Annotated in this window: 25 protein-coding genes and 1 pseudogene; 25 read left to right on the top strand and 1 reads right to left on the bottom strand. The window is 56.4% G+C overall.

Annotation, left to right across the window (positions count from 1 at the left end; translation table 11 throughout):
• Positions 1-49 precede the first annotated feature (49 nt).
• The 11 genes from ACYQ04_RS10170 (at position 50) to ACYQ04_RS10120 (ending at position 8,262) form a co-directional block, all read left to right on the top strand.
• Positions 50-565: a YkgJ family cysteine cluster protein gene (locus ACYQ04_RS10170; RefSeq protein ID WP_460129265.1), complete on the top strand. Its 516-nt coding sequence runs from the start codon at positions 50-52 to the stop codon at positions 563-565.
• Positions 566-592: 27 nt separating this feature from the next.
• Positions 593-1,159, top strand: coding sequence for a hypothetical protein (locus ACYQ04_RS10165; protein ID WP_460129263.1), 567 nt, complete (start codon positions 593-595; stop codon positions 1,157-1,159).
• A gap of 30 nt (positions 1,160-1,189) precedes the next feature.
• Positions 1,190-1,693 (top strand): PUA domain-containing protein, encoded by a 504-nt coding sequence (locus tag ACYQ04_RS10160; protein ID WP_460129261.1) that lies wholly within the window; start codon positions 1,190-1,192, stop codon positions 1,691-1,693.
• Positions 1,694-2,132: 439 nt separating this feature from the next.
• Complete coding sequence (locus ACYQ04_RS10155; RefSeq protein ID WP_460129259.1) at positions 2,133-2,405, top strand: hypothetical protein; 273 nt, start codon at positions 2,133-2,135, stop codon at positions 2,403-2,405.
• A 15-nt stretch (positions 2,406-2,420) separates the two neighbouring features.
• Complete coding sequence (locus tag ACYQ04_RS10150; protein ID WP_460129257.1) at positions 2,421-3,431, top strand: hypothetical protein; 1,011 nt, start codon at positions 2,421-2,423, stop codon at positions 3,429-3,431.
• Positions 3,428-4,198, top strand: a complete 771-nt coding sequence (locus ACYQ04_RS10145) for an ABC transporter permease (protein ID WP_460129255.1) — start codon at positions 3,428-3,430, stop codon at positions 4,196-4,198. The genes ACYQ04_RS10150 and ACYQ04_RS10145 overlap by 4 nt, the downstream gene beginning before the upstream one ends.
• The gene (locus ACYQ04_RS10140) at positions 4,195-4,614 is read left to right on the top strand and encodes a hypothetical protein (RefSeq protein ID WP_460129253.1); all 420 of its coding nucleotides are present in this window, start codon (positions 4,195-4,197) and stop codon (positions 4,612-4,614) included. The genes ACYQ04_RS10145 and ACYQ04_RS10140 overlap by 4 nt, the downstream gene beginning before the upstream one ends.
• On the top strand, positions 4,611-5,267 hold the full coding sequence (locus ACYQ04_RS10135; protein ID WP_460129251.1) for an ABC transporter ATP-binding protein: 657 nt from the start codon (positions 4,611-4,613) through the stop codon (positions 5,265-5,267). Before ACYQ04_RS10140 ends, ACYQ04_RS10135 begins: the two co-directional genes overlap by 4 nt.
• Positions 5,224-6,855 (top strand): PEGA domain-containing protein, encoded by a 1,632-nt coding sequence (locus ACYQ04_RS10130; RefSeq protein WP_460129249.1) that lies wholly within the window; start codon positions 5,224-5,226, stop codon positions 6,853-6,855. The genes ACYQ04_RS10135 and ACYQ04_RS10130 overlap by 44 nt, the downstream gene beginning before the upstream one ends.
• Positions 6,856-6,947: 92 nt before the next feature.
• Positions 6,948-7,694, top strand: a complete 747-nt coding sequence (locus ACYQ04_RS10125; protein ID WP_460129248.1) for a KaiC domain-containing protein — start codon at positions 6,948-6,950, stop codon at positions 7,692-7,694.
• A gap of 22 nt (positions 7,695-7,716) precedes the next feature.
• Positions 7,717-8,262 carry a hypothetical protein gene (locus tag ACYQ04_RS10120; RefSeq protein WP_460129246.1) on the top strand — a complete coding sequence of 182 codons (546 nt, stop codon included), beginning with the start codon at positions 7,717-7,719 and terminating at the stop codon, positions 8,260-8,262.
• A 1-nt stretch (position 8,263) separates the two neighbouring features.
• Here the strand turns inward: ACYQ04_RS10120 and speD are convergent, their stop codons facing one another.
• On the bottom strand, positions 8,264-8,689 hold the full coding sequence (gene speD / locus ACYQ04_RS10115) for an adenosylmethionine decarboxylase (RefSeq protein ID WP_099209535.1): 426 nt from the start codon (positions 8,687-8,689) through the stop codon (positions 8,264-8,266).
• Between the two features lie 305 nt (positions 8,690-8,994).
• On the opposite strand from speD, the gene ACYQ04_RS10110 reads away from it, so the two are divergent.
• The 14 genes and pseudogenes from ACYQ04_RS10110 (at position 8,995) to ACYQ04_RS10045 (ending at position 22,570) form a co-directional block, all read left to right on the top strand.
• Complete coding sequence (locus ACYQ04_RS10110) at positions 8,995-9,903, top strand: protein translocase subunit SecF (protein ID WP_460129244.1); 909 nt, start codon at positions 8,995-8,997, stop codon at positions 9,901-9,903.
• A pseudogene (locus ACYQ04_RS10105) lies at positions 9,900-11,421 on the top strand (preprotein translocase subunit SecD). The gene ACYQ04_RS10110 and the pseudogene ACYQ04_RS10105 overlap by 4 nt, the downstream one beginning before the upstream one ends.
• Positions 11,421-12,098, top strand: a complete 678-nt coding sequence (locus ACYQ04_RS10100) for a potassium channel family protein (RefSeq protein ID WP_099209538.1) — start codon at positions 11,421-11,423, stop codon at positions 12,096-12,098. Before ACYQ04_RS10105 ends, ACYQ04_RS10100 begins: the two are co-directional and overlap by 1 nt.
• Before the next feature lie 144 nt (positions 12,099-12,242).
• Complete coding sequence (locus tag ACYQ04_RS10095; RefSeq protein WP_099209539.1) at positions 12,243-12,554, top strand: V-type ATP synthase subunit H; 312 nt, start codon at positions 12,243-12,245, stop codon at positions 12,552-12,554.
• 1 nt (position 12,555) lies between these two features.
• Complete coding sequence (locus ACYQ04_RS10090; RefSeq protein WP_460129241.1) at positions 12,556-14,565, top strand: V-type ATP synthase subunit I; 2,010 nt, start codon at positions 12,556-12,558, stop codon at positions 14,563-14,565.
• Positions 14,566-14,568: 3 nt separating this feature from the next.
• On the top strand, positions 14,569-15,054 hold the full coding sequence (locus tag ACYQ04_RS10085; protein ID WP_099209541.1) for a V-type ATP synthase subunit K: 486 nt from the start codon (positions 14,569-14,571) through the stop codon (positions 15,052-15,054).
• Between the two features lie 35 nt (positions 15,055-15,089).
• Complete coding sequence (locus ACYQ04_RS10080) at positions 15,090-15,701, top strand: V-type ATP synthase subunit E (RefSeq protein WP_167914235.1); 612 nt, start codon at positions 15,090-15,092, stop codon at positions 15,699-15,701.
• Complete coding sequence (locus ACYQ04_RS10075) at positions 15,701-16,801, top strand: V-type ATP synthase subunit C (RefSeq protein WP_460130164.1); 1,101 nt, start codon at positions 15,701-15,703, stop codon at positions 16,799-16,801. Before ACYQ04_RS10080 ends, ACYQ04_RS10075 begins: the two co-directional genes overlap by 1 nt.
• Positions 16,798-17,106 carry a V-type ATP synthase subunit F gene (locus tag ACYQ04_RS10070; RefSeq protein ID WP_099209543.1) on the top strand — a complete coding sequence of 103 codons (309 nt, stop codon included), beginning with the start codon at positions 16,798-16,800 and terminating at the stop codon, positions 17,104-17,106. Before ACYQ04_RS10075 ends, ACYQ04_RS10070 begins: the two co-directional genes overlap by 4 nt.
• A 6-nt stretch (positions 17,107-17,112) precedes the next feature.
• Positions 17,113-18,870, top strand: a complete 1,758-nt coding sequence (locus tag ACYQ04_RS10065) for an ATP synthase subunit A (protein ID WP_460129239.1) — start codon at positions 17,113-17,115, stop codon at positions 18,868-18,870.
• A gap of 5 nt (positions 18,871-18,875) precedes the next feature.
• The gene (locus ACYQ04_RS10060) at positions 18,876-20,267 is read left to right on the top strand and encodes an ATP synthase subunit B (RefSeq protein ID WP_099209545.1); all 1,392 of its coding nucleotides are present in this window, start codon (positions 18,876-18,878) and stop codon (positions 20,265-20,267) included.
• 28 nt (positions 20,268-20,295) lie between these two features.
• Positions 20,296-20,940, top strand: coding sequence for a V-type ATP synthase subunit D (locus tag ACYQ04_RS10055; RefSeq protein ID WP_099209546.1), 645 nt, complete (start codon positions 20,296-20,298; stop codon positions 20,938-20,940).
• Between the two features lie 100 nt (positions 20,941-21,040).
• Positions 21,041-21,808 carry an oxygen-binding di-iron domain-containing protein gene (locus ACYQ04_RS10050; RefSeq protein WP_460129237.1) on the top strand — a complete coding sequence of 256 codons (768 nt, stop codon included), beginning with the start codon at positions 21,041-21,043 and terminating at the stop codon, positions 21,806-21,808.
• Between the two features lie 9 nt (positions 21,809-21,817).
• On the top strand, positions 21,818-22,570 hold the full coding sequence (locus ACYQ04_RS10045) for a methyl-accepting chemotaxis protein (protein ID WP_460129236.1): 753 nt from the start codon (positions 21,818-21,820) through the stop codon (positions 22,568-22,570).
• Positions 22,571-22,579: the final 9 nt, after the last annotated feature.

Raw genomic sequence — 22,579 nt, 5'->3', positions numbered from 1 at the left:
GTTTGGAGTAAAACGAAGGGTTTTTATGCCGTTATAGTAATGGGGCCCTATGCGCTTTAAACCGAGACCTTTTGTTAAGCCGGTCGGCTTCCGCTGTCTCTACTGCCTCGACTGTTGCCGGGGAAGGCACGTCTACCTTACTCTGAAAGACGTCGAGCGAATAGCCAAGGCCGGAAACGACCCCCAGGACTTCGTGACGTTCTCGGTCGAGGGGGACAGGATACGCTTCGTTCTCGCCGTCCGGGAGTGGGATTTGGGTTGCGTCTTCCACGACCCGGAAACCGGTAAGTGCAGGATTCACGAGGTCAGGCCGATTATCTGCCGTATCTACCCATTTATGGTCTCCAGAAAACCGCTCGGCGTCGAAGGTGAGAAGCCGTTCAATTACAAAGGCGAAACCCTGTGGCTCTACTACGATGAGAGCTGTCCCGGAATAAACGCCGAAAACCCAGAAACGACGATAACGCCCGAGGAGATAGCGGAGCTCGGGCTTGAGTTCGAGAGGGAGTTCGAGAAGACTGATATGGACGGCTTTGCAAAGCTACTCGACGAGCTCGAAAAGTAGATATACAACTTCTCCCTAACACCTCTTATGAAGGGCCTCCTGCTGACTTGCATTTATCTCGTTCAGGGCGTTCTCAACCTCGTCTTCTACGGGATTCCTTCGATAATGTTTTCTGTTCTCCTACCCCAGCGGGTGTTTCGTGAAGTTGCGTGGCTCCTTCCGTTCCTGGTTCTCCTGTACTTTGCCCTCGGGGCTTTCTCCCTCTATTTTCTTGGTTTCACCCCAAGGCCGGGCCGGGGAAGGGTTCTCGGTGTCGTTTACTTCTCCCTCGGGCTGGTTGGTTCAACGGCGGTTTCCCGTGAACCATTCGGTGAGACTCCCCTCCTACGGGTTCTCTTCGTTGCATGGGCACTCCTCTCGCTCCTCGGCCTGTTCCTCCTGCTCCGCACGGAAAACCTTGAGGACGTTTCGCCCCTGCTCATCGTTTCGGCGCTCCTGATTCTGCTGTTCTCGGGCGCGGTGAGCTTCCTGACCGCCCAGTGGATTGTTGAGGATTACTACGCCCACATTCATATGAACGAAAGCGTTCCTGAGAACGCGACCGTTATAGTTGCCCACCTAGAAAACGTCAGCCCTCCCAACGGAACGGGCTAAGCTTTTAAGTTCCGTGCCAAGGGTAGTGACATGAGCCAGGAACTCCGCTACCGCCGTGCCTCCGCATGGGAGTACGACTTAATCCTTCGCGAGGCCGAGAAGTACGGAGAGTTGAAGCACCATTTCTTCGCCGTCGTTGAGGGTAAGTTCAGGGACGTTTACGCCGTCAACGAGAGGGTCTGGAGGGAGCTTGAAGGCCTGGCCGTCAAACCCTACGCCTACGGAACCTTCGTCGGCACGATTAAGGTTGACAACCTCGTTGAAAAGTTCTACCCCAACGTCGAGTTCTTCTACTTCGTGAATGTCGAGAAGAACTACGCTGTGCTCAGTCCGAAGGCCGGCTTCCTCTTCACCACGGGCAAGGACGTTCCGAAGAGTGGTGTGCGAAAGTACGTCTGGCAGGGGACGAAGAAGCTCGTAATCTACGACGAGAACGGGGTTATCCTCGGCATTGGCAGGATAACCCCTGAGAGCAGAAGGAAGTTCATCCTGAACGTCACCGACATAGGAGAGTTTTTGAGGCGGAAGAGGTAGAATAACAACCTGCCTTAACCAGTTAGGGTGGGTTGTGCAGGAGAAATAAAGAGTGAAAAAGTTGTTTGGTTTATCCAACAGTCACAACGAGGGCATAGCCGCCGGTCGTTTTAGGTTCCCTCATCCTTATCGTTTCTTTTTGGTGTTGGGCGCCACTCCAGCGTTCCAAGCCCTTTGAGTACGCTGGTGGGTGATTCTGTCGATAATTAATAATTTGTAACCTCATTTTTGTATCTCTCTTTAGTAAAATATTTTTGTTTAATGAAAAACTTTATATATTTTAACTACATTGTAATAATGAAAACCTTTGATGGGGGTGATACGTACGAAAAAGCTCGTAAAACTAAGCTTGCTCTTCTGTCTCGTGGGTTTGGTTTCCATAGCTAGCGTGTCCGCGTGGACCTCAAAGGCCCTCATCCCATCGTCTGGATGCTGGAGAATGTACGACCAGGACACCGACACTCCCTCCTGGGGTCAGGATGAGTGGGTCTGGGCTGGCGTCTCTGGATGGCTGAACATCTGCGACGGAAGAATAACCGTCGACACTTCAACCGTGAAGCATGTTGCGTACTGGTCAGGCGTCAAGGTGGACAGGTCCAAGGTGCAGGAATACACTGGGGCTAATTTTTCGTTCACAAGGATACCCTACGAGAGGTATAACGGCGATACAGGGGAGGCTTTCGCGTTAATCCCCCACTTCTACAAGCACTGACCTGGGTGACGCCGCGTGCGGGGTAAAATAACGCTCGCCCTCTGGGTTTTAATTTTTTATCTGGGGGCCACTACAGTATCGGCTTCAACCCCGGCCTGGCTCAAGCCCGGGACCTACGTTACCTACGCGGTCATCGTCCCGAAGGACGCGAGGTTCGGGACGAACATCGTTATGGTTAAGATTGATATGCTCAACGAGCGCTCCTTTGAGGCGCTTTCTCGTTACCTTCACGTCTCGCGGGATGAGAACTACGTTACCGCCCTCTGGCCGACCGGAACCTCCTACCTCACCTTCAGGGTCCTCTCCGTGGAGAACGACACGGCCAAAATCCTTGTCAGGCTTGAGCTCCACGACGTGGCGATTGAAAGGCCCGACCTCGCGAACGCGAGCGTTCTGGTGCTTTCCGAGGTTCTCACCCTCGACCTCAGAACCGGCATGTACGTTTGCAACGGCACGCCCGTCGGCAGGCCGAGCTTCTTCGTAGACCCCTCCAATCCGCCAGGCCCCGGTGCCATCCTCCTGAACGTCACGGTTCCGGAAGGGGGAGACTGGGTGATGAGGGTTAAAAACCTGAGCTACTCCCGCTACCGGGGCTTTGAAGTCCTGACGCACCTGCGCACCTTCCATCCACCTTTCATCTACCTCGAATCCGACGTGATTAGGTTCAACCTCCACGGCCCGGACTACAGCTTCTCCGGGGGCACTTCTTTCTCGGCCCTCTACGACCCCTCAACCGGCCTGATGATAGCGTCCGACATGTTCTCAACCCCTCCCGAACTCGTTCTCATGGGCGTGGTTAGCTCCACGATGGAGGACGTGAACGCCTCGCGGGCCCTCCGCAAACTCCTCGCCGAGAATTCCCGGAAGCGCTGGCTCCAGGGCTGGAACCTCTACGCGACCAACGTGGAGTTCCCGAGGGAGCGCTCCTTTAGGGCGCCGGGCAGCCCCTTCGTTTACTACTTCGTCCTCGCGGTTCTCCTCGCCTTTGCGGTCGGTGTCGGGGACTTCAGGAGGTGGATTGGATGAGGATTCTCCGCTGGGAGCTCGAGGACCCGCTCAACCTTGCCGCGTTCGCCTTCGGCTTCCTTCTCATCGGAACTTCCCTGTTCCTTAAGGGAATTCGGGTCTCAAATCACTTTATGGTGTCCCCACCCAAGGAGAGCCTCCTCTTGGCCTCCTCCTACAGGACTATGGGCGTCAGCGTTCCCCTTCTCTCGGACGAAGTTTACACCGCCTTCATGCTGACGGCGGTTCTCCTGGCGTCGCTCGTCCTGCGGAACGACAGGGACACTCGCTTCGCCCTCTCGCTCTACTCCCTCCCCGTGGGAAGGAAGAGGCTCGTCCTCTCCAAGGTTCTGGCGATTTTCGTAATGCTCTTCGTCGCCTCTTTCCTTCCGTTCCTTCTGACGGTCATCTACATCTTCGGCGACACCGGGAACTTCCTTCTTACGGTTCTGCTCTCAAAGGGCCTCCTTCCCTTATACATGCTCTACTGGGCTTTAGCAGTGCTCTACGCGGTCGCGGTTTCCTCCTTTGTTGCCATGGGTTCCCCCAACACGTTCGTCTCGGTGATGGTCGGGCTCTCGGTTCTCTATCTGCCCCACTCGTTCGGAGTCTCTTCCCTGCCCCCGGCGGTTCTAAACTCGGCGATATTCCACGCGTACACTTCAAGCGTCTCTCTTTCCCACTGGTTCGGGGAACTCCTCTCGTCCGCTTTCCTCTCCTGCGTTCTTCTTCCCATCCTCCTCATCGCCATGACCCTCTACCTCGCGGAAAGGAGGGACGTCAGATGAGGTTCATCAGGCTCATCCTCTTCCTCGTCGCGGTCTTCACACTGGTGGCCCTCACGGTTCAGCACGCCGAGCTCTCCAAGCCCTACTCCGACTTCGCGGTTGGGACCTCCTGTGCGGTCGTCCCGTCGGCGAGGGTTCTCGTCCTCAACATGAACGGTCAGGGCAACTACTCCGTGACGTTCTATGACCCAGTTGAGAACCGGGTCGTTTACTCCTCCACGCTCTCTGGCTACGGGAGAAAGGTTGTGAAGTTCAACCACTCGGGCCCCTATTGCGTCGTGGTCTCCTCTGAGGTGCCGGCTTCCGTGGCAATCTCGGGTCGGGAGAGCTACCCGTCTTCTAGGGCCCTTTCAATTGAGTACCTCGTGGGCGGCACCTCTGCGCTCCTCTTTGCCCTCCTGGGGGTGAGGAGATGATAATCCGCACAAAGCACCTCACGAAGCGCTTCGGCCACGTAACCGCGCTCGACTCGGTGAGCGTTGAAATCGGCGGGGGCGTAACCCTAATCCTCGGGCCCAACGGCGGGGGCAAGAGCACTTTTCTTAACCTCTGCGCCGGAACCTACAGGCCGACGGCCGGGACGGTCAGGGTGTTCGGCGGCGACCCGTGGGCCGATGAAGAAGTCAGGGCGAGGTTCGGCGTCTCCTTCGACCCGCCGGCCCTGCCGAGACATAGAACGGGCCGTGAGTGGCTTGAGTTCCTGGCCGAAATCCGCGGCGGCTCCATCTCGGAGGTCGTTGATGCCTTCTCCCTCGGAGGCTTTATCGACAGGAGGATTTCAACCTACTCGGCCGGAATGGCGAAGCGCCTGAGCCTAGCCTCGGCATTCATCGGGGAGCCGGAGCTCGTCCTGCTGGATGAGCCGCTCGCGAACCTTGACTTTGACGCGATACCTGAAATCGCCGGTCTGCTGAGGCGGTTTGCCTCGGAAGGCCTGTCCCTCGTTGTGGTCTCCCACATATGGAAGCCCTTCGTCGAGTTCGCCGACAGGGCGGTTGTTATAGCTGGGGGGAAGGTGAAACAAGATGGCGACGTTGGGGAAGTTGTTTCTGCTCTCAATCTTATTTAGCGTGCTGTTCGTACCGCTGGCGTCCCCAACGCCCGTGCTCTTTGAGTTCAGCGGACGGGTAAGGGTTGGGGATTTAAACGCGACCGCTCCGACCGTGCTGAACCTGAGCGGCGGCAGATGGCAGGCTGAGCTGTCCATCGGGAACGTTACCCTCGTCTTCAACCTGAGCGTTGGCGGTACGCCCCTCGTGGTTGAGGTGAACGAGTCACTCCTGAACGAGGCCCTGAGAGGGTTCTCGACCGCGACCGTTTTCTTAGGGGGAAGAGAAGTCCCCACCCCGGAATCCGAGGAAACTCCGTGCATGTCAGCTCCCAACTGGACCGAAGGGGAAGGTGCGAACTCGGCGATGGGGCCATCAGAACCGGTCCCGATGGAAACGGTTCTCCTCGCATCGTGCCGCGTGAGGGACTACCTCCTCCTTCCAAGCGGTCTTCCTGTGGCCGCTGAATACGCAGGAGTCACAAAGTACTGCCTCGTCAAAATTTCGGTGAGTAAAAGCGGCTGGAGTTCCTTCGGCGGCTGTTCTAGGGAGCCCATTGAAAACGCAGTAACCCCAGTTCCAGTGAGGATACTCTCAAGGCCGGCCAACGCCACGGTCTACGTCAACGGCTTCCATCTTTTTGGGGAGTGGTTTACCCCGATGAGGCTCTATCTCCCCTTTACTCCCCTGCTGAATTCGTACAACATCTCCCTTGGTGCCAACGGCTATCCGTTTGTCTCCGGCATCGTGGTTTCCGCTGGGGGAAACGTCACGGTCTTCGCCGACCTCTCCCTGCTGTCGCGGGCGGTTTCGGTTCATCCTGAGGCCGGAACCCTTGAGGTCTCGACGAGGCCCTCCAACGCAAGTCTGGCGATTTTTGCGGGGAACCGGAAGGTTTTCTCAGGGAAAAGCCCGCTCAGACTCATCCTTCCTGCGGGCACCTACACGGTCAGCGCTTCCCTTCGGGGCTACGGCGGCGTTGTGAAGAACGTGACGGTTCCGGCCAACGGAAGCGCCTCGCTGAACCTGACCCTCAGCCCCCTGCCGGCCAGACTCAACGTGAGCACTTCTCCTCCTGGTGCTCTCGTTCGCGTCGGAAACAGGACCTGTACCTCCCCGTGCTCAGTGAACTTAACCGCGGGTGTCTACAACGTTTCGGCCGTGCTCACTGGGTATCTTCCCAACTCCACGCTCATCTCATTGTCCCCCAATACCTCGGCCCACCTTTTCCTGAGATTAGTCAGGAAACCCATCCTCGAAGTTGTAACATCTCCTCCTGGTGCAACGGTCTCGGTGGGCGGAAAAACATGCCACACTCCATGCAACCTCTCTCTGATGCCAGGAAACTACAGCGTGAGGGTGGAGAAGGAGGGATATGAGAGTGCTTACCTTCAGGTTTCCCTTCAGCCTGGAAAAACGGTCAGAGTAAACCTCTCCCTCACGGAAACGGGAATTCCCCTGGGTACTACCTCATCCTTTTCCCCCACCTTCGAAAGTTCTGGAGCTGAAACACCATCAGAGACAAAAAGCGCAGGCTTTTCCGTGCTCCCTGCGCTTCTCATCGTGGTCGTGGTTTTGGCTGCGCTCCTTCTCTGGAGGAGGGGCTAACCTTGTTGAATTTTCTAACCGCACGTAACCTTTTTAAGACCTTTTGCGTAGAGCCTAATGGTAACTAAAGGTTACTAAAGGGGGTGACGCTCATGATTAAGAAGGTCAAGACCGGCATTCCGGGCATGGACGAAATCCTTCACGGTGGAATCCCCGAGAGGAACGTCGTCCTGCTCAGCGGTGGGCCGGGAACGGGGAAGACGATATTCAGCCAGCAGTTCATATGGAACGGACTCCAGATGGGCGAGCCTGGCATTTACGTTGCCCTCGAGGAGCACCCGGTTCAGGTGAGGCAGAACATGGCCCAGTTTGGCTGGGACGTCAGAAAGTACGAGGAAGAGGGCCTTTTCGCGATGGTGGACGCCTTCACCGCTGGAATCGGCAAGAGCAAGGAGTACGAGAAGTACATCGTCCACGACCTGACCGACATCAGGGAGTTCATAGACGTCCTCAGGACGGCCGTGAAGGACCTCGGGGCCAAGCGCGTCGTCATTGACTCGGTTACAACGCTCTACATCAACAAGCCGGCGATGGCAAGGAGCATCGTCATGCAACTCAAGCGCGTTTTAGCGGGTCTCGGGGTTACGAGCATACTCGTTAGCCAGATAAGCGTCGGCGAGCGCGGATTCGGCGGACCCGGCGTTGAGCACGGCGTTGACGGCATAATCAGGCTCGACCTTGACGAGATTGACGGTGAGCTCAAGCGCTCGCTGATAGTCTGGAAGATGCGCGGAACGAGCCACAGCATGAGGAGGCACCCGTTCGAGATAACCGACAGGGGAATCGTGGTTTACCCGGACAAGGTGCTGAAGAGGAAGACCATCGTTGAGGTTGAGTGAAAACTGGAAGGGGGTGAGATGTGTGGAGGTTCCGCTGAACCCGATTGGAAGAGAGGAGATACACAGGCTCGAGAGCATACTGCTCTTCGCGACGCTCTTCAGGCCCGAGGTCATAGAGCTCATCAAGGATCCAGCCGAGAGGCTCACCTGGGTCGACAGCCTCGCCGTTGCCGCCGGAGCGATAGCGAGGGAGAAGGCTGGTATGACCGTCAGGGAAATCGCTGAAGAGCTCGGCAGGACGGAGGCGACCATAAGGAAGCACCTCAAGGGTGAGACCAAGGCCGGCCAGCTCGTCAGAGAAACTTATGAACTCATAAAGCAGGGCAAGCTCGACGAGCTCGTCAGGAACGTTGAAGTCCTCGCCAAGGGTGGTCAGCTCGTTGCCATGGAGGAGTATGAGAAGCTCAAGCGCGAGAAGGAGGAGCTCCGGGCAAAGCTCAACGAGCTCCGGGAGCAGGTCGAAAAGCTTGAGGAGCAGAACCGCGAGCTCCAGGCGAAGCTTGAAAACGTCAGAAGGGTTCTGGGCGATGCACTCGAAAGGATAAGAGAAATAGAGAAACTGCTGTGACTTATCCCTTTCCATTCTTTCTGAGGGCCTCTTCCCAAGTCATTATCATGTGGGTGAAGGTGTCGTCGTCCTCTTCAATGCCCCTCTTTATCTCGGAGACGTGGGCGTACTTGGCCTTGAGCTTGTCGAGGATGTAGTCGACGGCCTTCTCGGGCTCGGCCTTGGTCCCGCAGGTGTAAACGTCCAGGGCTGCGTAGCCCTTCTCCGGCCAGGTATGGATTGAGATGTGGCTCTCCGCGACGATGACGACGCCACTGACGCCGGTCGGTGAGAACTTGAAGAAGTAGCTTGACTTGACCTCCATGTTGCCGACCTTTGCCGCCTCGAGGAATATCTGTCTTATCTTGTCAGCGTCACCGAGTATCCCTGGGTCGCACCCGGCGGCTTCAACAACGTAGTGAAAGCCAATGGTCTCTATCTCGCTCATGGCTTCTCACCTGAGGGGTGGGTAGTGCGCTCCCTTTTTAAAGTTAATCCCGGAAGTGAACGGGAATGAGCGGACCGTTTCAGTTCTGAACTAACTGGAGCGGAGCTTTATTGATTTAAACTGAAAGTTTCTGGCAGTTTTTAGAAAATCCTGTTACTCTTGGCCAAAATGATTGTTAAGCCCTCTTCTGCCGTTTAAACTTTCCTGATGAGTGGTGCTCAACTCCATCCAGGGAACCACTAATCTTAAAACTCCCCCGTCAAATTAACCACAAGTCGAGATTAAAAACTCCCAGGGGTGAACGTATGGCCAAGAAGAAGGCTAAAAAGCCCGGGGCTACGAACGACTTCCGGGCAAAGAAACGGAACAAACTAAGATTTTTGGCCGAGATGGAACCGAAGAAGATGATAATCTACCCGCTCGTCGTGTTCATAGTTGCCCTGTTGCTCCTGGCGGTGCACTTTCCGCCCCTTGGAATAGACCTTAAGGGCGGTGTCGTCGTCACCGGCTACGGCATAAACGCCAACCCCGACCAGGTTGAGAAGTGGCTCAGCAAGGACCTCGGCGTTGAGGTTACGGTCGAGAGCTTCACGAGCGTTGAGGGTGCCAAGGGAATCCGCGTTTACGCTCCCGCCGGAGTCGACCCGGTTAAGATTATCAACCTGCTTAAGGAGAAGTATCCAAACGCTGAATACACCCACAGCGAGGTCCTTCCGACGTTCGGAGAACTCGCCAAGAAGCAGGGAATCAAGGCTATAGCCTTTGCCTTCCTCGCGATGGCGGTCGTTGTGTTCCTGTTCTTCAGGAACCCGATATCGTCAATGGCCATAATCTTCTCGGCCCTCTCGGACATGGTCATAGCGGTCGCGGTGATGGGAATCTTTAGAATTCAGCTTACAACGGCGACGATAGCGGCTCTGCTGATGCTCATAGGTTACACCGTCGATAGCAACATTCTGCTGACCACGAGACTTACGAGGAGGAAGGAAGACACGATAGAGGAGGCCTATCTAAGCGCGGTTTCAACGGGTTTCACGATGAGCACCACAACGCTGGGAGCGCTCTTCATGCTCTGGCTCATCTCAACGTCGCCGACGATAGACAACATAGCCATAGTCCTCATCTTCGGTCTCCTCGCGGACTTCATGAACACCTGGATGTTCAACGCCGGCGTTCTCAGGTGGTATCTCTCGACAAGGGGGGTTAAGGCATGAACAGGAAGCTTAAGAAGTTGCTCCTCAACTGGAGGATAATCCTTCTCATACTATTCCTCGCGGGCTCGATAGCAACCCTCGCGATGCGTCCCCTGACCTTTGGAATCGACATATCCGGCGGAGTCGCACTCATAGCCCAGACCGAGCATCCCGTCAATTCCAAGACTATGGAGCTCGTCGTTGATTCCCTTCAGAAGCGTTTGAACACCTTCGGTCTGAGGGACGTTCAGGTTCAGGGCCAGGGCAACGACATAGTCGTCGTCAAGGTGGCAAACGTCACGAGTGCGGAAGAGGCGAACCAGCTCAAGAAGGTCATCGAGAGCCAGGGTGTTTTCTACATGGAGTTCGACGGTGTAATCTTTGGAACCGGCAAGGACATAACCTACGTGGGTCCCTACCAGATAAAACCCGACAACAGCTGGTCAGTTCCGTTCAGGATAACCAAGAGTGCCGCCGAGAAGTTCGCGAAGCTGGCCAAGGGAAAGGCCGGCTGGCCGGTTGACATGTTCCTCGACCCCCCAACGAACTCTCTCCTGGTGGTCCCAAAGAGCATGTACGACCTAATGAACAGCACGGCCTTCAACGCCCAGGCACCAGATGCGCCCTACCTCATAGTTAGAATCCACAAGGCCTTCAACATAACCACTGTGGCCTACACCAACCAGAGCGCGGCCGAGCTCAAGAAGCTCGCCGATGGAAAGCCAATCGTCCTCGTCGCGGTAGGGGAGGACCTCGTGAACCAGCTCAAGTCCATGAACGTGAGCGTTCGCTACATTCCGAGGCAGGCGGGCGTCACTGACACGGCCCTCGTTAAGAGCGTCCTCGGTCTCTATGGGCCGTACTCGCTCGGTGAAGGTCTCGCGAACGGAGAACCCCAGACGGACGTCCAGATAACCGGTCATGCCGCCAACAGACTTCAGGCCGAGCAGGAGGCCAAGACGGTCTACACCGTCCTGAAGAGCGGTTCGCTCCCGGTCAAGCTCAAGGTCATCGGAATGCAGTTCATATCGCCCAAGCTGGGTGAGAGCTTCAAGACCCAGGCACTCTACGCGGGAATAGGTGCCCTGATAGCCGTCCTCCTGCTGGTTTACCTCCACTACAGGAACTGGAAGATAGCCATACCCGTTGCCAGCACGAGCCTCTTCGAGGTCACCATAATCCTCGGAATCGCCGCTTTGATAAGGTGGAACCTTGACCTGCCCAGTATCGCAGGTATTATTGCGGCCATCGGTACTGGAGTGGACCAGCAGATAGTCATAACCGACGAGCTCCTCGGCGGTGAAAAATCGAGTAGGATTGCCAGACGTTCGAGCACTCTCAAGAGGATTGGAAGGGCGTTCTTCATCATATTTGCCTCGGCTGCAACGACGATAGCAAAGCCATGAGCTTCCTGCTGGTTTACTTCGTCGGGACGCTCAAGGCTTCGCCGTGACGACCATCATCGGTGTCCTCATTGGAATATTCGTCACGAGACCGGCCTACGCCGAGATAGCCAAGTACCTAATCGGTGAGGACTGATGTACGTCATAATAATGGGTGCCGGCAGGGTTGGCTACCTCGTCGCCAAGATGCTCGAGGAGGACGGCCACGACGTCACCATAATAGAGATGGACAGAAAACGAGCGAAGGAACTGTCGATGCAGATAAACGGCCTCGTTATAGAGGGCGACGCGACCGACCCGAAGACGCTGGAAGAAGCAAACATAAAGCAGGCCGATGCCTTCGCGGCTTTAACGGGCAAGGACGACGCGAATTTACTGGCGTGCATACTGGCGAAGAACCTCAACCCCAACGTCAAGACCTCTCTGAGGATAAGCAACCCCAAGAACAGGAAAATCTTCGAGGAGGTGGGCGACCTCAAGAAGTACTTCGACTTCGTGATTTCGCCCGAGGAAATAGCGGCGGAGTACATAAGCAGGAACATCGTCACACCTGGGTTTGACCGCGTTCTCTTCCCAAAGGAAGGGGCTGAGATAGTCCGCTTTAACATCGACGAGAACAGCGAGATAGCCGGAAAGCTCGTCAAGGAACTCAACCTCCCCAAGGACGCTCTCATCATAGCGGTTTACGACGAGAAGGGCAACCTTATCATCCCATCCGGCGATACGAAGTTGCCGGAGAGGGGTCAGGTAATCGTCTTCGCCAAGAACTCGGTCCTCAAGGAAGTGAAAGAACTTTTGGAAAGGAAGAGGTAGCATAAAAAGCGACCGGAATTTGATGTACATTTTTAATCATTTTTTCATTTCTGTCCCTCAAAACCATAAACTATTTAAACCAATTAGGGAAGCCAAAGGTGGCGAAAAGCTCAACTGTTTTCAGGGTCACCGGAGGGGCGGCTCATGGAGGACGTCATCAAGCGGATTGTTGATGCAGAAAAAGACGCAGAGGAGCGTATCGAACGAGCAAAGGAAGAGGCAAAGGAGATAATTGCAAAGGCCAAAGAAGAGGCCAAGTCCATAGAGGAGGAAATCCTCTCCAAGGCTCAGGTGGAGGCCGATGCCCTCGTTCAGAAGGCGAGGGAGGAGGGTGAGGTCGAGGCTAAGAAAATCCTCCAAGAGGGTGAGAGGGAAATTGATGCCCTTCGCTCGAAGGCCGAGGCCAACTTCGAGAGCGCCATCACCCAGGCAATAGAGCTCGTGAGAGGGGGCTGAGATGTTTAGGCCCGAGGAAATGGTCAAGCTCGACGTTATAACGCTCAACCGCTACAAGGATGCACTCCTCACGTACCTCCACGAAGTTGGTGCGGTTGAGCTCAGGGAGCTCAACGTCAGGATAGCCCAGAAGGACACCCCAAACGAGTACCACCGAAAGGCCGCTTCCTACAGCATAACCATCTCAAGGCTCGCCGACTTTCTTAAGGCCCACAAGAAGGCCCAGGGCGGAGGGATAAAGGAGCTCTTCTTCCCGAAAGAGAAGCCGAAGAAAACCTACCGCTACGAGGGCATCGAGAAGCTCATCAAGGACGTTGAGGACTTCCTCTCGAAGGCTGAGCCCGAGATAAAGGCCATTGAGGGGAAGCTCAGCTCGCTTCAGACCGAGATTGAGAGGATTAAGGAAGCTATAGCCACCCTCGAACTTCTGTCCGTCTTCAAGCTCCCCGTTCAATACCTCAGGCACGGCGGTCTCGTCGAGGTTTCCGTCGGTTCCGTTGAGAGGGTCAAGCTCGGGGCCCTCATCGAGGACCTCAAGAAAATAACGGAGGGCAAGGTTGCCGTCGTGACCAAGGAACTCGGCGACAAGGTTCTCCTGGCGATAGCCAACCTCTCGAAGGACCACGACAAGGTCAATTCCGTCCTTGCCAAGCACTCCTTCGAGAGGCTCGAGGTTCCCGAGGGGGATGGAACGCCCGACGAGCTCATCAAGGAGTACAGGAGGAAGCTCGACGCCAAGCTTGAGGAACTCGAGGAGACGAAGAAAGAAGCCGAAAAGCTCGCCGAGAAGTACTACGACGACGTCGTCTTCTACCAGGAGCTCATGGAGAACGAGCGCGATAAGGCCTCAGTTCTCCCGATGCTCGCGAGGACGAACATGACCTTCGCCCTAACCGGCTGGCTCCCGAGGGTCGACGTTCCGAAGGTCCTCGAGGGTATAAAGAAGGTCACCAACGGAAAGGCCTACATAAACGTCCGCGAGCCGAGCAAGGAGGAAATCGAGGAGATTCCGATTAAGCTCAAGAACCCCGGCTGGGCGAGACCCTTCGAGATGCTCACCGAGATGTACGGCGTTCCGAGGTACGACGAGATAGACCCGACGCCGATAATAGCCTTCACGTACTCGTTCTTCTTCGGCTTCATGCTCACGGACTTCTTCTACGGTCTCATCGTCGGCATCGTCGCGGCACTGCTCGTCAAGGGCCACAAGAAGTTCAACGACGGGACCTACAAGTTCGCATATACACTGCTCGTCAGTTCTTTCTTCACAATGCTTATGGGAATCCTCTTCGGCAGCTACTTTGGCAACGCCGGCGACATAGTCCTCCAGTACGTCACGGGCAACCCGAACGCGCACTTCCCGCGCATAGCGGACGCTTTGAAGGACCCGATGTTCGTCCTGATGCTCGCACTCGCCATAGGTCTCGCGCACCTCTTCACCGGCTACACCATAGGCTTCATCGTCAAGTGGAAGAACGGCGACAGGAAGGGTGCTCTGCTGGAACAGCTCCCCTGGATGCTCATAATACTCAGCATAGTCCTCTTCGCGACCAAGAACGCCTCGCTGATGCTACCGGCCAAGGCGCTCTTCGGAATCGGCATAGTCCTCTTCGCGGTCGGCGAGATAGTTGCCAACGGCGGACTCGCGGCGCTGATGATAATCTCGGACTTCTTCGGCTTCGTGGGAACTTGGCTCAGCTACGCAAGGCTCATGGCCCTTGCACTGGCAACCAGCGGAATAGCGATGGTCGTCAACGTCCTCGCCGCAATGGTCTGGGGAATCAAGATAAGCGTCGTTCCGCTCGGAATTATCATCGGTTTGATTATCTTCATCGGCGGTCAGCTGTTTTCGACCGCCATAAACGCCCTCGGAGCGTTCGTTCACTCGCTCCGTCTCCAGTACGTTGAGTTCTTCGGAACCTTTTACTCGGGCGATGGAAAGCCCTTCACCCCGTTCAAGTCCAAGAGGGAGGTTTCGAAACTCGAGTTGAAAGCTGATGGAGGTGCATGAAGGATGGACCCGATAGTTTACGTTGCCCTCGGTGCGGCGCTCGCGAGCGGAATAGCGGGTGCCGCCTCGGCCTTCGGTGTTGGTATAGCAGGTGCCGCGGCTGCAGGAGTCGTTGCAGAGGACGAGAAGAACTTCAAGAACGCGCTGATACTCGAAGGTCTGCCGATGACCCAGAGTATCTACGGTCTCATTACGCTGTTCCTCATCCTGCTCAGCGCGGGAATCATAGGCGGCGGCTTCAAGTTCGCCCAGCCCACCACCGACAACATAGTTAAGAGCGCCATACTCTTCGGTGCCGGCCTTACCGTCGGCCTCACCGGCCTCTCCGCCATACCGCAGGGTATCATCGCGAGCGCTGGAATCGGTGCCGTTGCCAAGAACCCGAAGACCTTCACCCAGGGCATCATCTTCGCCGCTATGGCCGAGACCATGGCCATCTTCGGTCTCGTCGGTGCGCTCATCATGATTGCCACCGGCGTCGGTCTCTGAACCCTCTCCTTTTTACAGCTTGAGGAGGATTGAAGATGGAAGGGGCTGAACTGATAATTCAGGAGATAAACAGGGAGGCCGAGCAGAAGATACAGTACATACTCAGCGAGGCCCAGAAGGAAGCGGAGAAGCTCAAAGAAGAGGCCAGGAAGAGGGCAGAGGCCAAGGCCGAGTGGATACTCCGAAAGGCCAAGACCCAGGCCGAGATAGAGAGGCAGAGGATAATAGCCAACGCCAAGCTCGAGGTCAGGAAGAAGAAGCTCGCCGTTCAGGAGGAGCTCATAAGGCAGGTCATCGAGTCCCTCAAGGAGAGGCTCGCGAACCTTCCCGAGGATGAGTACTTCCCGATGCTCGTTGAACTCACCGTCAAGGCCGTTGAGGAGCTCGGAACCGATAAGGTCGTCGTCCGCTCCAACGAGAGGACCCTCAAGCTCATCGTTGAGAGACTGGCCGAGTTCAGGGAGAAGCTCAAGGAAGCCCTCGGGAAGGACGTCGAGGTCACCGTCGGTGAGCCGATTCAGACCATCGGCGGAATCCTCGTGGAGAGCTCCGACGGAACGGTTAGGGTTGACAACACCTTCGAGGCCAGGATAGAGCGCTTTGAGAGCGAGTTGAGGGCTACCATTGCCAAGGCCCTCTTCGGGTGATTGAGATGGAGGCAGTAACGGGAATCCTCAACACCACGATTGCAGTGGTTTTCACGTGGGTGGGCTACAAGACCGCCAGGATAATCTGGAAGTACACGCCTTACTCCTATCCAAACGCCAGAATCAAGGCGATGGACGCGAAGCTCCTTACCGAGCAGAAGTTCAACGAGTTAGCTGAAAGCAGAACCCTCCAGAACTTCGTCGTGAACCTTGAGGATACGGACTACAAGGACTATTTCGGAGACGTTTCGAGCTACACCGTTGAGGAGGTTGAGAAGGCCCTCGAGAAGGCCCTGGCTGGAACCTACGGACTCATGTTCAAGATACTCCCCAAGCGCTCAAGGGGCTTCTTCGAGCTCCTCCTCGAGGGCTGGGACGTCAGGAACATAGCCAACGTCGTCAAGGCCAAGCTCGTCGGAGAGCCGGCGGGTGACTACGTCGTCGAGCTCGGAACGATGCTCCCCAAGGTCAAGGCCATGGCCGAGGCGAAGACCCTCGAAGAAATCCTCGTAATCCTCGAGGGAACCCCATACGAGGAGGTTTACCAGAAGCTCCTGCTCGGCGAGATAGACGTTACCCGCTTCGAGACCGAGCTCTACAGGATGCACTACGGAAAACTGCTGAGCTATGCCCTCTCAAGGAAGGACGACGAGAGGATTATCTTAGAGGAGTTCGTGAGGCTCTCGATAGACAGGGTCAACATCCTTACCGCGCTCAGGGCAAAGAAGGCCGGTCTCTCGGCGGAAGAGATAAAGCCGATGCTGATTCCGGGCGGAACCGTCAAGCTTGACCCGCTCCTGCACGTTGACTCTTTCGACATGGCCTTGGCCGAGCTCGACTCGACCAAGTACGGCCCGGTAATCAGGGACGTCAGGGAGGAAATCGAGAACGACCTTAGCGTCCTTGAGAAGGCACTCAACGACCACATAATCGAGAGGATTTCGGAGCTCGAACGCTTCTACCCGCTCAGCATAGCAACGCCACTGAGCTACGTCCTCAGGAAGGAGAGGGAAATCAGGAAGCTGAGGGCAATAGCCAAGCTGATAGAGAACGGCGTTGAGCCCGAGAGGATAAAGGAGCTCGCGGGTGAGGTGGCATGAAGATAGCCGTGCTCGGCGACAGGGACACCGCTCTGGGCTTCAAGCTCGCCGGTGCTCACGAGGTTTACGCCTTTGAGGATAGCCCCCTTGAGATGGAGAGGCTTAGGAACAAGCTTAAGGAGCTCGTTGAGAGGGGCGACGTGGGAATCATACTCATAACCGAGAGGTTCGCCCAGAGGATTGAAATTCCGGACGTTACGATTCCAATCATCCTTCAGGTGCCGGACAGGTCCGGCTCTAAGTTCGGTGAAGAGGCCCTCCGCGAGATAGTCAGGAGGGCTATCGGTGTTGAGCTCAAGAGGTGAAGGGAAATGGGAAGGATAATTCGTGTTACGGGACCACTCGTCGTTGCGGACGGCATGAGAGGAAGCAAGATGTACGAGGTCGTTCGCGTCGGTGAGATGGGTCTCATCGGAGAAATCATCCGTCTCGAAGGCGACACGGCAGTCATCCAGGTCTACGAGGAAACCGCCGGCATAAAGCCCGGTGAGCCGGTCGAGGGAACCGGTTCGTCGCTCAGCGTTGAGCTCGGTCCCGGTCTGCTCACCTCGATGTACGACGGAATTCAGAGACCGCTCGAAAAGCTCCGCGAGCTCAGCGGTGACTTCATAGCGAGGGGTTTGACGGCTCCGGCCCTGCCGAGGGACAAGAAGTGGCACTTCACGCCAACCGTTAAGGTCGGCGACAAGGTGGTTGGTGGAGACGTCCTCGGTACCGTTCCGGAAACCAGCATCATCGAGCACAAAATCCTCGTTCCGCCCTGGGTCGAGGGTGAGATAGTCGAGATAGCCGAGGAAGGCGACTACACCGTTGAAGAGGTTATCGCCAAGGTCAAGAAGCCCGACGGGAGCATAGAGGAGCTCAAGATGTACCACAAGTGGCCTGTCCGTGTCAAGAGGCCCTACAAGAACAAGCTCCCGCCCGAGGTCCCGCTCATCACCGGACAGAGAACCATCGATACTTTCTTCTCGATAGCCAAGGGTGGAACTGCAGCAATTCCGGGTCCGTTCGGTTCAGGAAAGACCGTCACCCAGCACCAGCTGGCGAAGTGGAGTGACGCGCAGGTCGTCGTCTACATCGGTTGCGGTGAGCGCGGAAACGAGATGACCGACGTCCTTGAGGAGTTCCCCAAGCTCAAGGACCCGAAGACCGGTAAACCGCTCATGGAGAGAACCGTCCTCATAGCCAACACCTCAAACATGCCGGTCGCGGCTCGTGAGGCTTCAATCTACACCGGAATCACAATCGCCGAGTACTTCCGCGACCAGGGCTACGACGTCGCTTTGATGGCAGACTCCACCTCAAGATGGGCCGAGGCGCTCCGTGAAATTTCCGGCCGTCTCGAGGAGATGCCCGGTGAGGAAGGCTACCCGGCCTACCTCGCGAGCAAGATAGCGGAGTTCTACGAGCGTGCCGGTCGCGTTGTCACGCTCGGTCAGGAGCCAAGGGTCGGTAGCGTTTCCGTCATCGGTGCCGTTTCACCGCCGGGTGGAGACTTCAGCGAGCCCGTCGTCCAGAACACCCTCCGTGTCGTCAAGGTCTTCTGGGCCCTCGATGCCGACCTCGCGAGGAGGAGGCACTTCCCGGCAATCAACTGGCTGAGGAGCTACTCGCTCTACCTCGACTCGATACAGGACTGGTGGCACAAGAACGTTGACCCCGAGTGGAGGAAGATGCGCGACACCGCTATGGCTCTCCTCCAGAAGGAGGCTGAACTCCAGGAGATTGTCAGAATCGTCGGTCCAGATGCCCTGCCGGACAGGGAGAAGGCCATACTCATCGTCACGAGGATGCTCCGTGAGGACTACCTCCAGCAAGATGCTTTCGACGAGGTCGACACCTACTGCCCGCCGAAGAAGCAGGTCACCATGATGCGCGTTATCCTCAACTTCTACAACAAGACCATGGAGGCCGTCAGCAGGGGAGTTCCCGTTGACGAGATAGCCAAACTCCCGGTCAGGGAGAAGATTGGCCGTATGAAGTTCGAGCCCGACGTTGAGAAGATTAGGGCGCTCATAGATGAGACGAACGAGCAGTTTGAAGAGCTCTTCAAGAAGTACGGGGCGTGATGCTCATGCCGGGAATGGAGTACTCCACCGTTAGCAAGATTTACGGCCCGCTGATGATTGTCGAGGGCGTCAAGGGAGTCGCCTACGGTGAGGTCGTCGAGATAGAGACCGAGAGCGGGGAGAAGAGGAAGGGGCAGGTGCTCGAGGCCAGGGAGAACCTCGCGATAGTCCAGGTCTTCGAGGGAACGCGCGACTTGGACGTCAAGACCACCAGCGTCCGCTTCACCGGCGAGACCCTCAAGGTTCCCGTTTCGATGGACATGCTGGGAAGAATCTTCAACGGTATCGGTAAGCCCATCGACGGTGGACCGGAAATCATACCCGAGGACAGGAGAGACGTTCACGGTGCACCGCTCAACCCCGTTGCCCGTGCCTATCCGAGGGACTTCATCCAGACTGGTATCTCGGCCATAGACGGTATGAACACTCTCGTTCGCGGTCAGAAGCTTCCGATATTCAGCGGTTCGGGTCTGCCCCACAACATGCTCGCGGCGCAGATAGCGAGGCAGGCGAAGGTTCTCGGCGAGGAGGAGCAGTTCGCCGTCGTCTTCGCGGCTATGGGTATCACCTACGAGGAGGCCAACTTCTTCAAGAAGAGCTTCGAGGAGACCGGGGCAATAGAGAGGGCCGTCCTGTTCCTCAACCTCGCCGACGACCCGGCCATCGAGCGTATCATCACCCCGCGTATGGCCCTGACCGTTGCCGAGTACCTCGCCTTCGACTACGACATGCAGGTGCTCGTTATCCTCACGGACATGACCAACTACGCCGAGGCTCTCCGTGAGATTTCGGCAGCGAGAGAAGAGGTTCCCGGAAGGCGCGGTTATCCGGGTTACATGTACACCGATTTGGCGACAATCTACGAAAGGGCCGGTCGTGTCAGGGGCAAGAAGGGAAGCATAACCCAGATGCCAATCCTTACGATGCCCGACGATGACATCACCCACCCGATTCCAGATTTGACCGGTTACATCACCGAGGGCCAGATAGTCCTCAGCAGGGAACTCCACAGGAAAGGAATTTACCCGCCAATCGACGTCCTCCCGAGCCTCAGCCGTCTGATGAAGGATGGTATTGGTAAGGGAAGAACCAGGGAGGACCACCCACAGCTGGCCCAGCAGCTCTACGCGGCCTACGCCGAGGGACGCTCCCTTAGGGACCTCGTCGCCGTCGTCGGTGAAGAGGCTTTGAGCGAGACCGACAGGAAGTACCTCAAGTTCGCGGACAGGTTCGAGCGCGAGTTCATCGCCCAGCGCTACGACGAGGACAGGAGCATCTTCGAGACCCTCGACCTTGGCTGGGAGCTCCTTGCAGAGTTGCCAGAGAGCGAGCTCAAGCGTGTCAGGAAGGAGTACATCCTCAAGTACCACCCCAAGTACAGGAAGAGGGGCGAGTGAGCCCCTACCAACTTTTTAGGTGGTCGAGATGGCAGAACTGCTCAACGTGAAGCCGACGCGAATGGAGCTCCTCAACCTGAAGAGGCGCATCCAGCTGGCCAAGAAGGGTCACAAGCTCCTCAAGGACAAGCAAGATGCTTTAGTCATGGAGTTCTTCACAATCTACGACGAGGCGCTCCAGCTGAGGCGCGAGCTCAACCTCAAGATGAAGGAGGCCTTTGAGGCCCTTCAGATGGCCGAGATTGACGTCGGAACGCTCCGCCTCAAGGAGATAAGCCTCTCCGTGAAACCCAACAGGGAGGTCGAGATTAGGAAGAGGAACGTCATGGGCGTTCCGGTTCCCCTCATCGAGGCCGAGAGCTTCAAGAGGAACGCGGGGGAGCGCGGTTACGCCTTCGTTTCGAGCTCCGCCAAGGTTGACCTCGTGGCCGAGAAGTTCGAGGAAGTCCTTGATTTGGCGGTCCGCCTCGCCGAGGTGGAGGAGACCCTCAAGAGGCTCGCGAGGGAAATCGAGGTCACCAAGAGGCGCGTCAACGCGCTCGAGTACATCATCATCCCGCGCATGGAGGCAACGGTTAAGTTCATCAAGCAGCGCCTTGATGAGATGGAGCGCGAGAACTTCTTCAGGCTCAAGAGGGTTAAGGCGTTAATCGAGGCCAGGGGCGGTTCCTGAGCCCACTGAGCTCTCCTTTTTCTGTCCGGCGTTTATGTAGGTGCTTGTGTAGGCAAATCGCTTAAATATAACCTTTCCGTAACTAAACTGGGGGTGAGCGATGGGGGAGTATCACATCGAGCCCGGACTCGACCCGAGAAAGGACCACGTTCTCTACGAGGATGATGAGCACCTCGTCGTTTACCTTGGAACGCAGGAGGGCGGCGAGGACGTTGACGTCAACAGCTACCTCATAGTCAGCAGGGGGAAGGGGATTCTCATAGACCCCGGAGGATACAAGATTTTCTCGAAGGTTCTTGCCAACATATCCAAGTACATCGACCCGAGGGACATCGAGTACATCTACATATGCCACCAGGACCCGGACGTTGCAGGCAGTTTGCCCCTGTGGAGAGAGGTGAGCAACGCAAAAATCATAGTTCACTGGCTCTGGACGAGGTTTTTACCGCACTTCGGCTTTGAGGATGCCAAGGCGGTGACCCACGAGCTGCCGGACGAGGGCGAGACGATGCCCTTCGGCGCGACCACGCTCGAGTTCATACCTGCCCACTTCCTCCACAGCCCGGGACACTTCACGATATACGACCACAGGAGCAAGTTCCTCTTCACCGGCGATATCGGCATAGCGCTCCTGGACGAGCCCTACATAGTCGTTGAGAACATGGAAAGGCATATTCAGGCGATGAGGCCGGTTCACGAGAGACTCATGCCGACGAGCAGGGCTATAAAAGCCTGGCTCGACAGGGTGAAGTTCCTCGACGTCGAGGCGATACTGCCCCAGCACGGGGCGATAATACCGAAGAGGTTCATACCGCGCTTTTACGACTTCCTCGAGAACCTGAAGTGCGGCGTTGACCTCTACCGCTGAGGTGGTAGCATGAACGTCAGGAGCATCGAGAAGGCATCGAACGCCCTGGCCCAGTCGGTTCGTATAAAAACCTCCAGCAGGGAGTCCAGCAAAATCATAGACGAGCTGGCGGAGCAGATTAGCGGGCAGTTCCTTGAGAACAACATGGTGATTATCGAGAACATTGAGAAGCTCTCTCAGGTCATGAAGGAGCTTGAGCGCTTTCAGGAGGAGTTCCTGCCCTTCTTCCAGCGCTTTGAGGTCTTTGCCCAGGAGTTCAACACCCTCGTCGAGAACCTTGAGTACGTGTCGAGGATAAGTGACTCGATAGCGAGCGTGGCAAAGCAGACGAACCTCGTTGCCCTGAACGCCTCCATTGAAGCCGCCCGCGCTGGGGAAGCGGGAAGGGGCTTCGCGGTTGTCGCCGATGAGATTCGAAAGATGGCCGTTCAAACGATGAACCTCGCCAAGGAGATAAAGGACTTCAACACCCGAGTCATGGGCCAGCTCGAGACGCTCCGCGACGCTTTAGCTGTAATGGACAGGATTAAAGAGGGCACGGACATACTTGGGAGAGACATAGAGGCCATGGTCGAGATTAGCTCTGTCCTCGACGAGATTTCACGCGAGCAGGAGGAGATAGTGAACGACATCAAGAGGCTCAAGGGAATAGCCTTGGCTTTGAGGAAGTTCGCCGACATGCAGGACAAGTACAACAAGGAGCTGGCTTCCCTCCTCAGGATGATGGTCAGCGAGTACGCGAAGGAGCAGGCCGAAAAGTGAGGTGTTGAG

Source organism: Thermococcus prieurii (assembly GCF_054657655.1).
Note: the sequence above shows the minus strand (reverse complement) of the source record. Positions and strands in the feature narration are given on the sequence as shown.

Bases quoted from the DNA above. Each gene is read 5' to 3' on its own strand.
- ACYQ04_RS10170 (WP_460129265.1), top strand. From the start codon at position 50: ATGCGCTTTAAACCGAGACCTTTTGTTAAGCCGGTCGGCTTCCGCTGT.
- ACYQ04_RS10165 (WP_460129263.1), top strand. From the start codon at position 593: ATGAAGGGCCTCCTGCTGACTTGCATTTATCTCGTTCAGGGCGTTCTC.
- ACYQ04_RS10160 (WP_460129261.1), top strand. From the start codon at position 1,190: ATGAGCCAGGAACTCCGCTACCGCCGTGCCTCCGCATGGGAGTACGAC.
- ACYQ04_RS10155 (WP_460129259.1), top strand. From the start codon at position 2,133: ATGTACGACCAGGACACCGACACTCCCTCCTGGGGTCAGGATGAGTGG.
- ACYQ04_RS10145 (WP_460129255.1), top strand. From the start codon at position 3,428: ATGAGGATTCTCCGCTGGGAGCTCGAGGACCCGCTCAACCTTGCCGCG.
- ACYQ04_RS10140 (WP_460129253.1), top strand. From the start codon at position 4,195: ATGAGGTTCATCAGGCTCATCCTCTTCCTCGTCGCGGTCTTCACACTG.
- ACYQ04_RS10135 (WP_460129251.1), top strand. From the start codon at position 4,611: ATGATAATCCGCACAAAGCACCTCACGAAGCGCTTCGGCCACGTAACC.
- ACYQ04_RS10130 (WP_460129249.1), top strand. From the start codon at position 5,224: ATGGCGACGTTGGGGAAGTTGTTTCTGCTCTCAATCTTATTTAGCGTG.
- ACYQ04_RS10125 (WP_460129248.1), top strand. From the start codon at position 6,948: ATGATTAAGAAGGTCAAGACCGGCATTCCGGGCATGGACGAAATCCTT.
- speD (WP_099209535.1), bottom strand. From the start codon at position 8,689: ATGAGCGAGATAGAGACCATTGGCTTTCACTACGTTGTTGAAGCCGCC.
- ACYQ04_RS10110 (WP_460129244.1), top strand. From the start codon at position 8,995: ATGGCCAAGAAGAAGGCTAAAAAGCCCGGGGCTACGAACGACTTCCGG.
- ACYQ04_RS10100 (WP_099209538.1), top strand. From the start codon at position 11,421: ATGTACGTCATAATAATGGGTGCCGGCAGGGTTGGCTACCTCGTCGCC.
- ACYQ04_RS10095 (WP_099209539.1), top strand. From the start codon at position 12,243: ATGGAGGACGTCATCAAGCGGATTGTTGATGCAGAAAAAGACGCAGAG.
- ACYQ04_RS10090 (WP_460129241.1), top strand. From the start codon at position 12,556: ATGTTTAGGCCCGAGGAAATGGTCAAGCTCGACGTTATAACGCTCAAC.
- ACYQ04_RS10085 (WP_099209541.1), top strand. From the start codon at position 14,569: ATGGACCCGATAGTTTACGTTGCCCTCGGTGCGGCGCTCGCGAGCGGA.
- ACYQ04_RS10080 (WP_167914235.1), top strand. From the start codon at position 15,090: ATGGAAGGGGCTGAACTGATAATTCAGGAGATAAACAGGGAGGCCGAG.
- ACYQ04_RS10070 (WP_099209543.1), top strand. From the start codon at position 16,798: ATGAAGATAGCCGTGCTCGGCGACAGGGACACCGCTCTGGGCTTCAAG.
- ACYQ04_RS10065 (WP_460129239.1), top strand. From the start codon at position 17,113: ATGGGAAGGATAATTCGTGTTACGGGACCACTCGTCGTTGCGGACGGC.
- ACYQ04_RS10060 (WP_099209545.1), top strand. From the start codon at position 18,876: ATGCCGGGAATGGAGTACTCCACCGTTAGCAAGATTTACGGCCCGCTG.
- ACYQ04_RS10055 (WP_099209546.1), top strand. From the start codon at position 20,296: ATGGCAGAACTGCTCAACGTGAAGCCGACGCGAATGGAGCTCCTCAAC.
- ACYQ04_RS10050 (WP_460129237.1), top strand. From the start codon at position 21,041: ATGGGGGAGTATCACATCGAGCCCGGACTCGACCCGAGAAAGGACCAC.
- ACYQ04_RS10045 (WP_460129236.1), top strand. From the start codon at position 21,818: ATGAACGTCAGGAGCATCGAGAAGGCATCGAACGCCCTGGCCCAGTCG.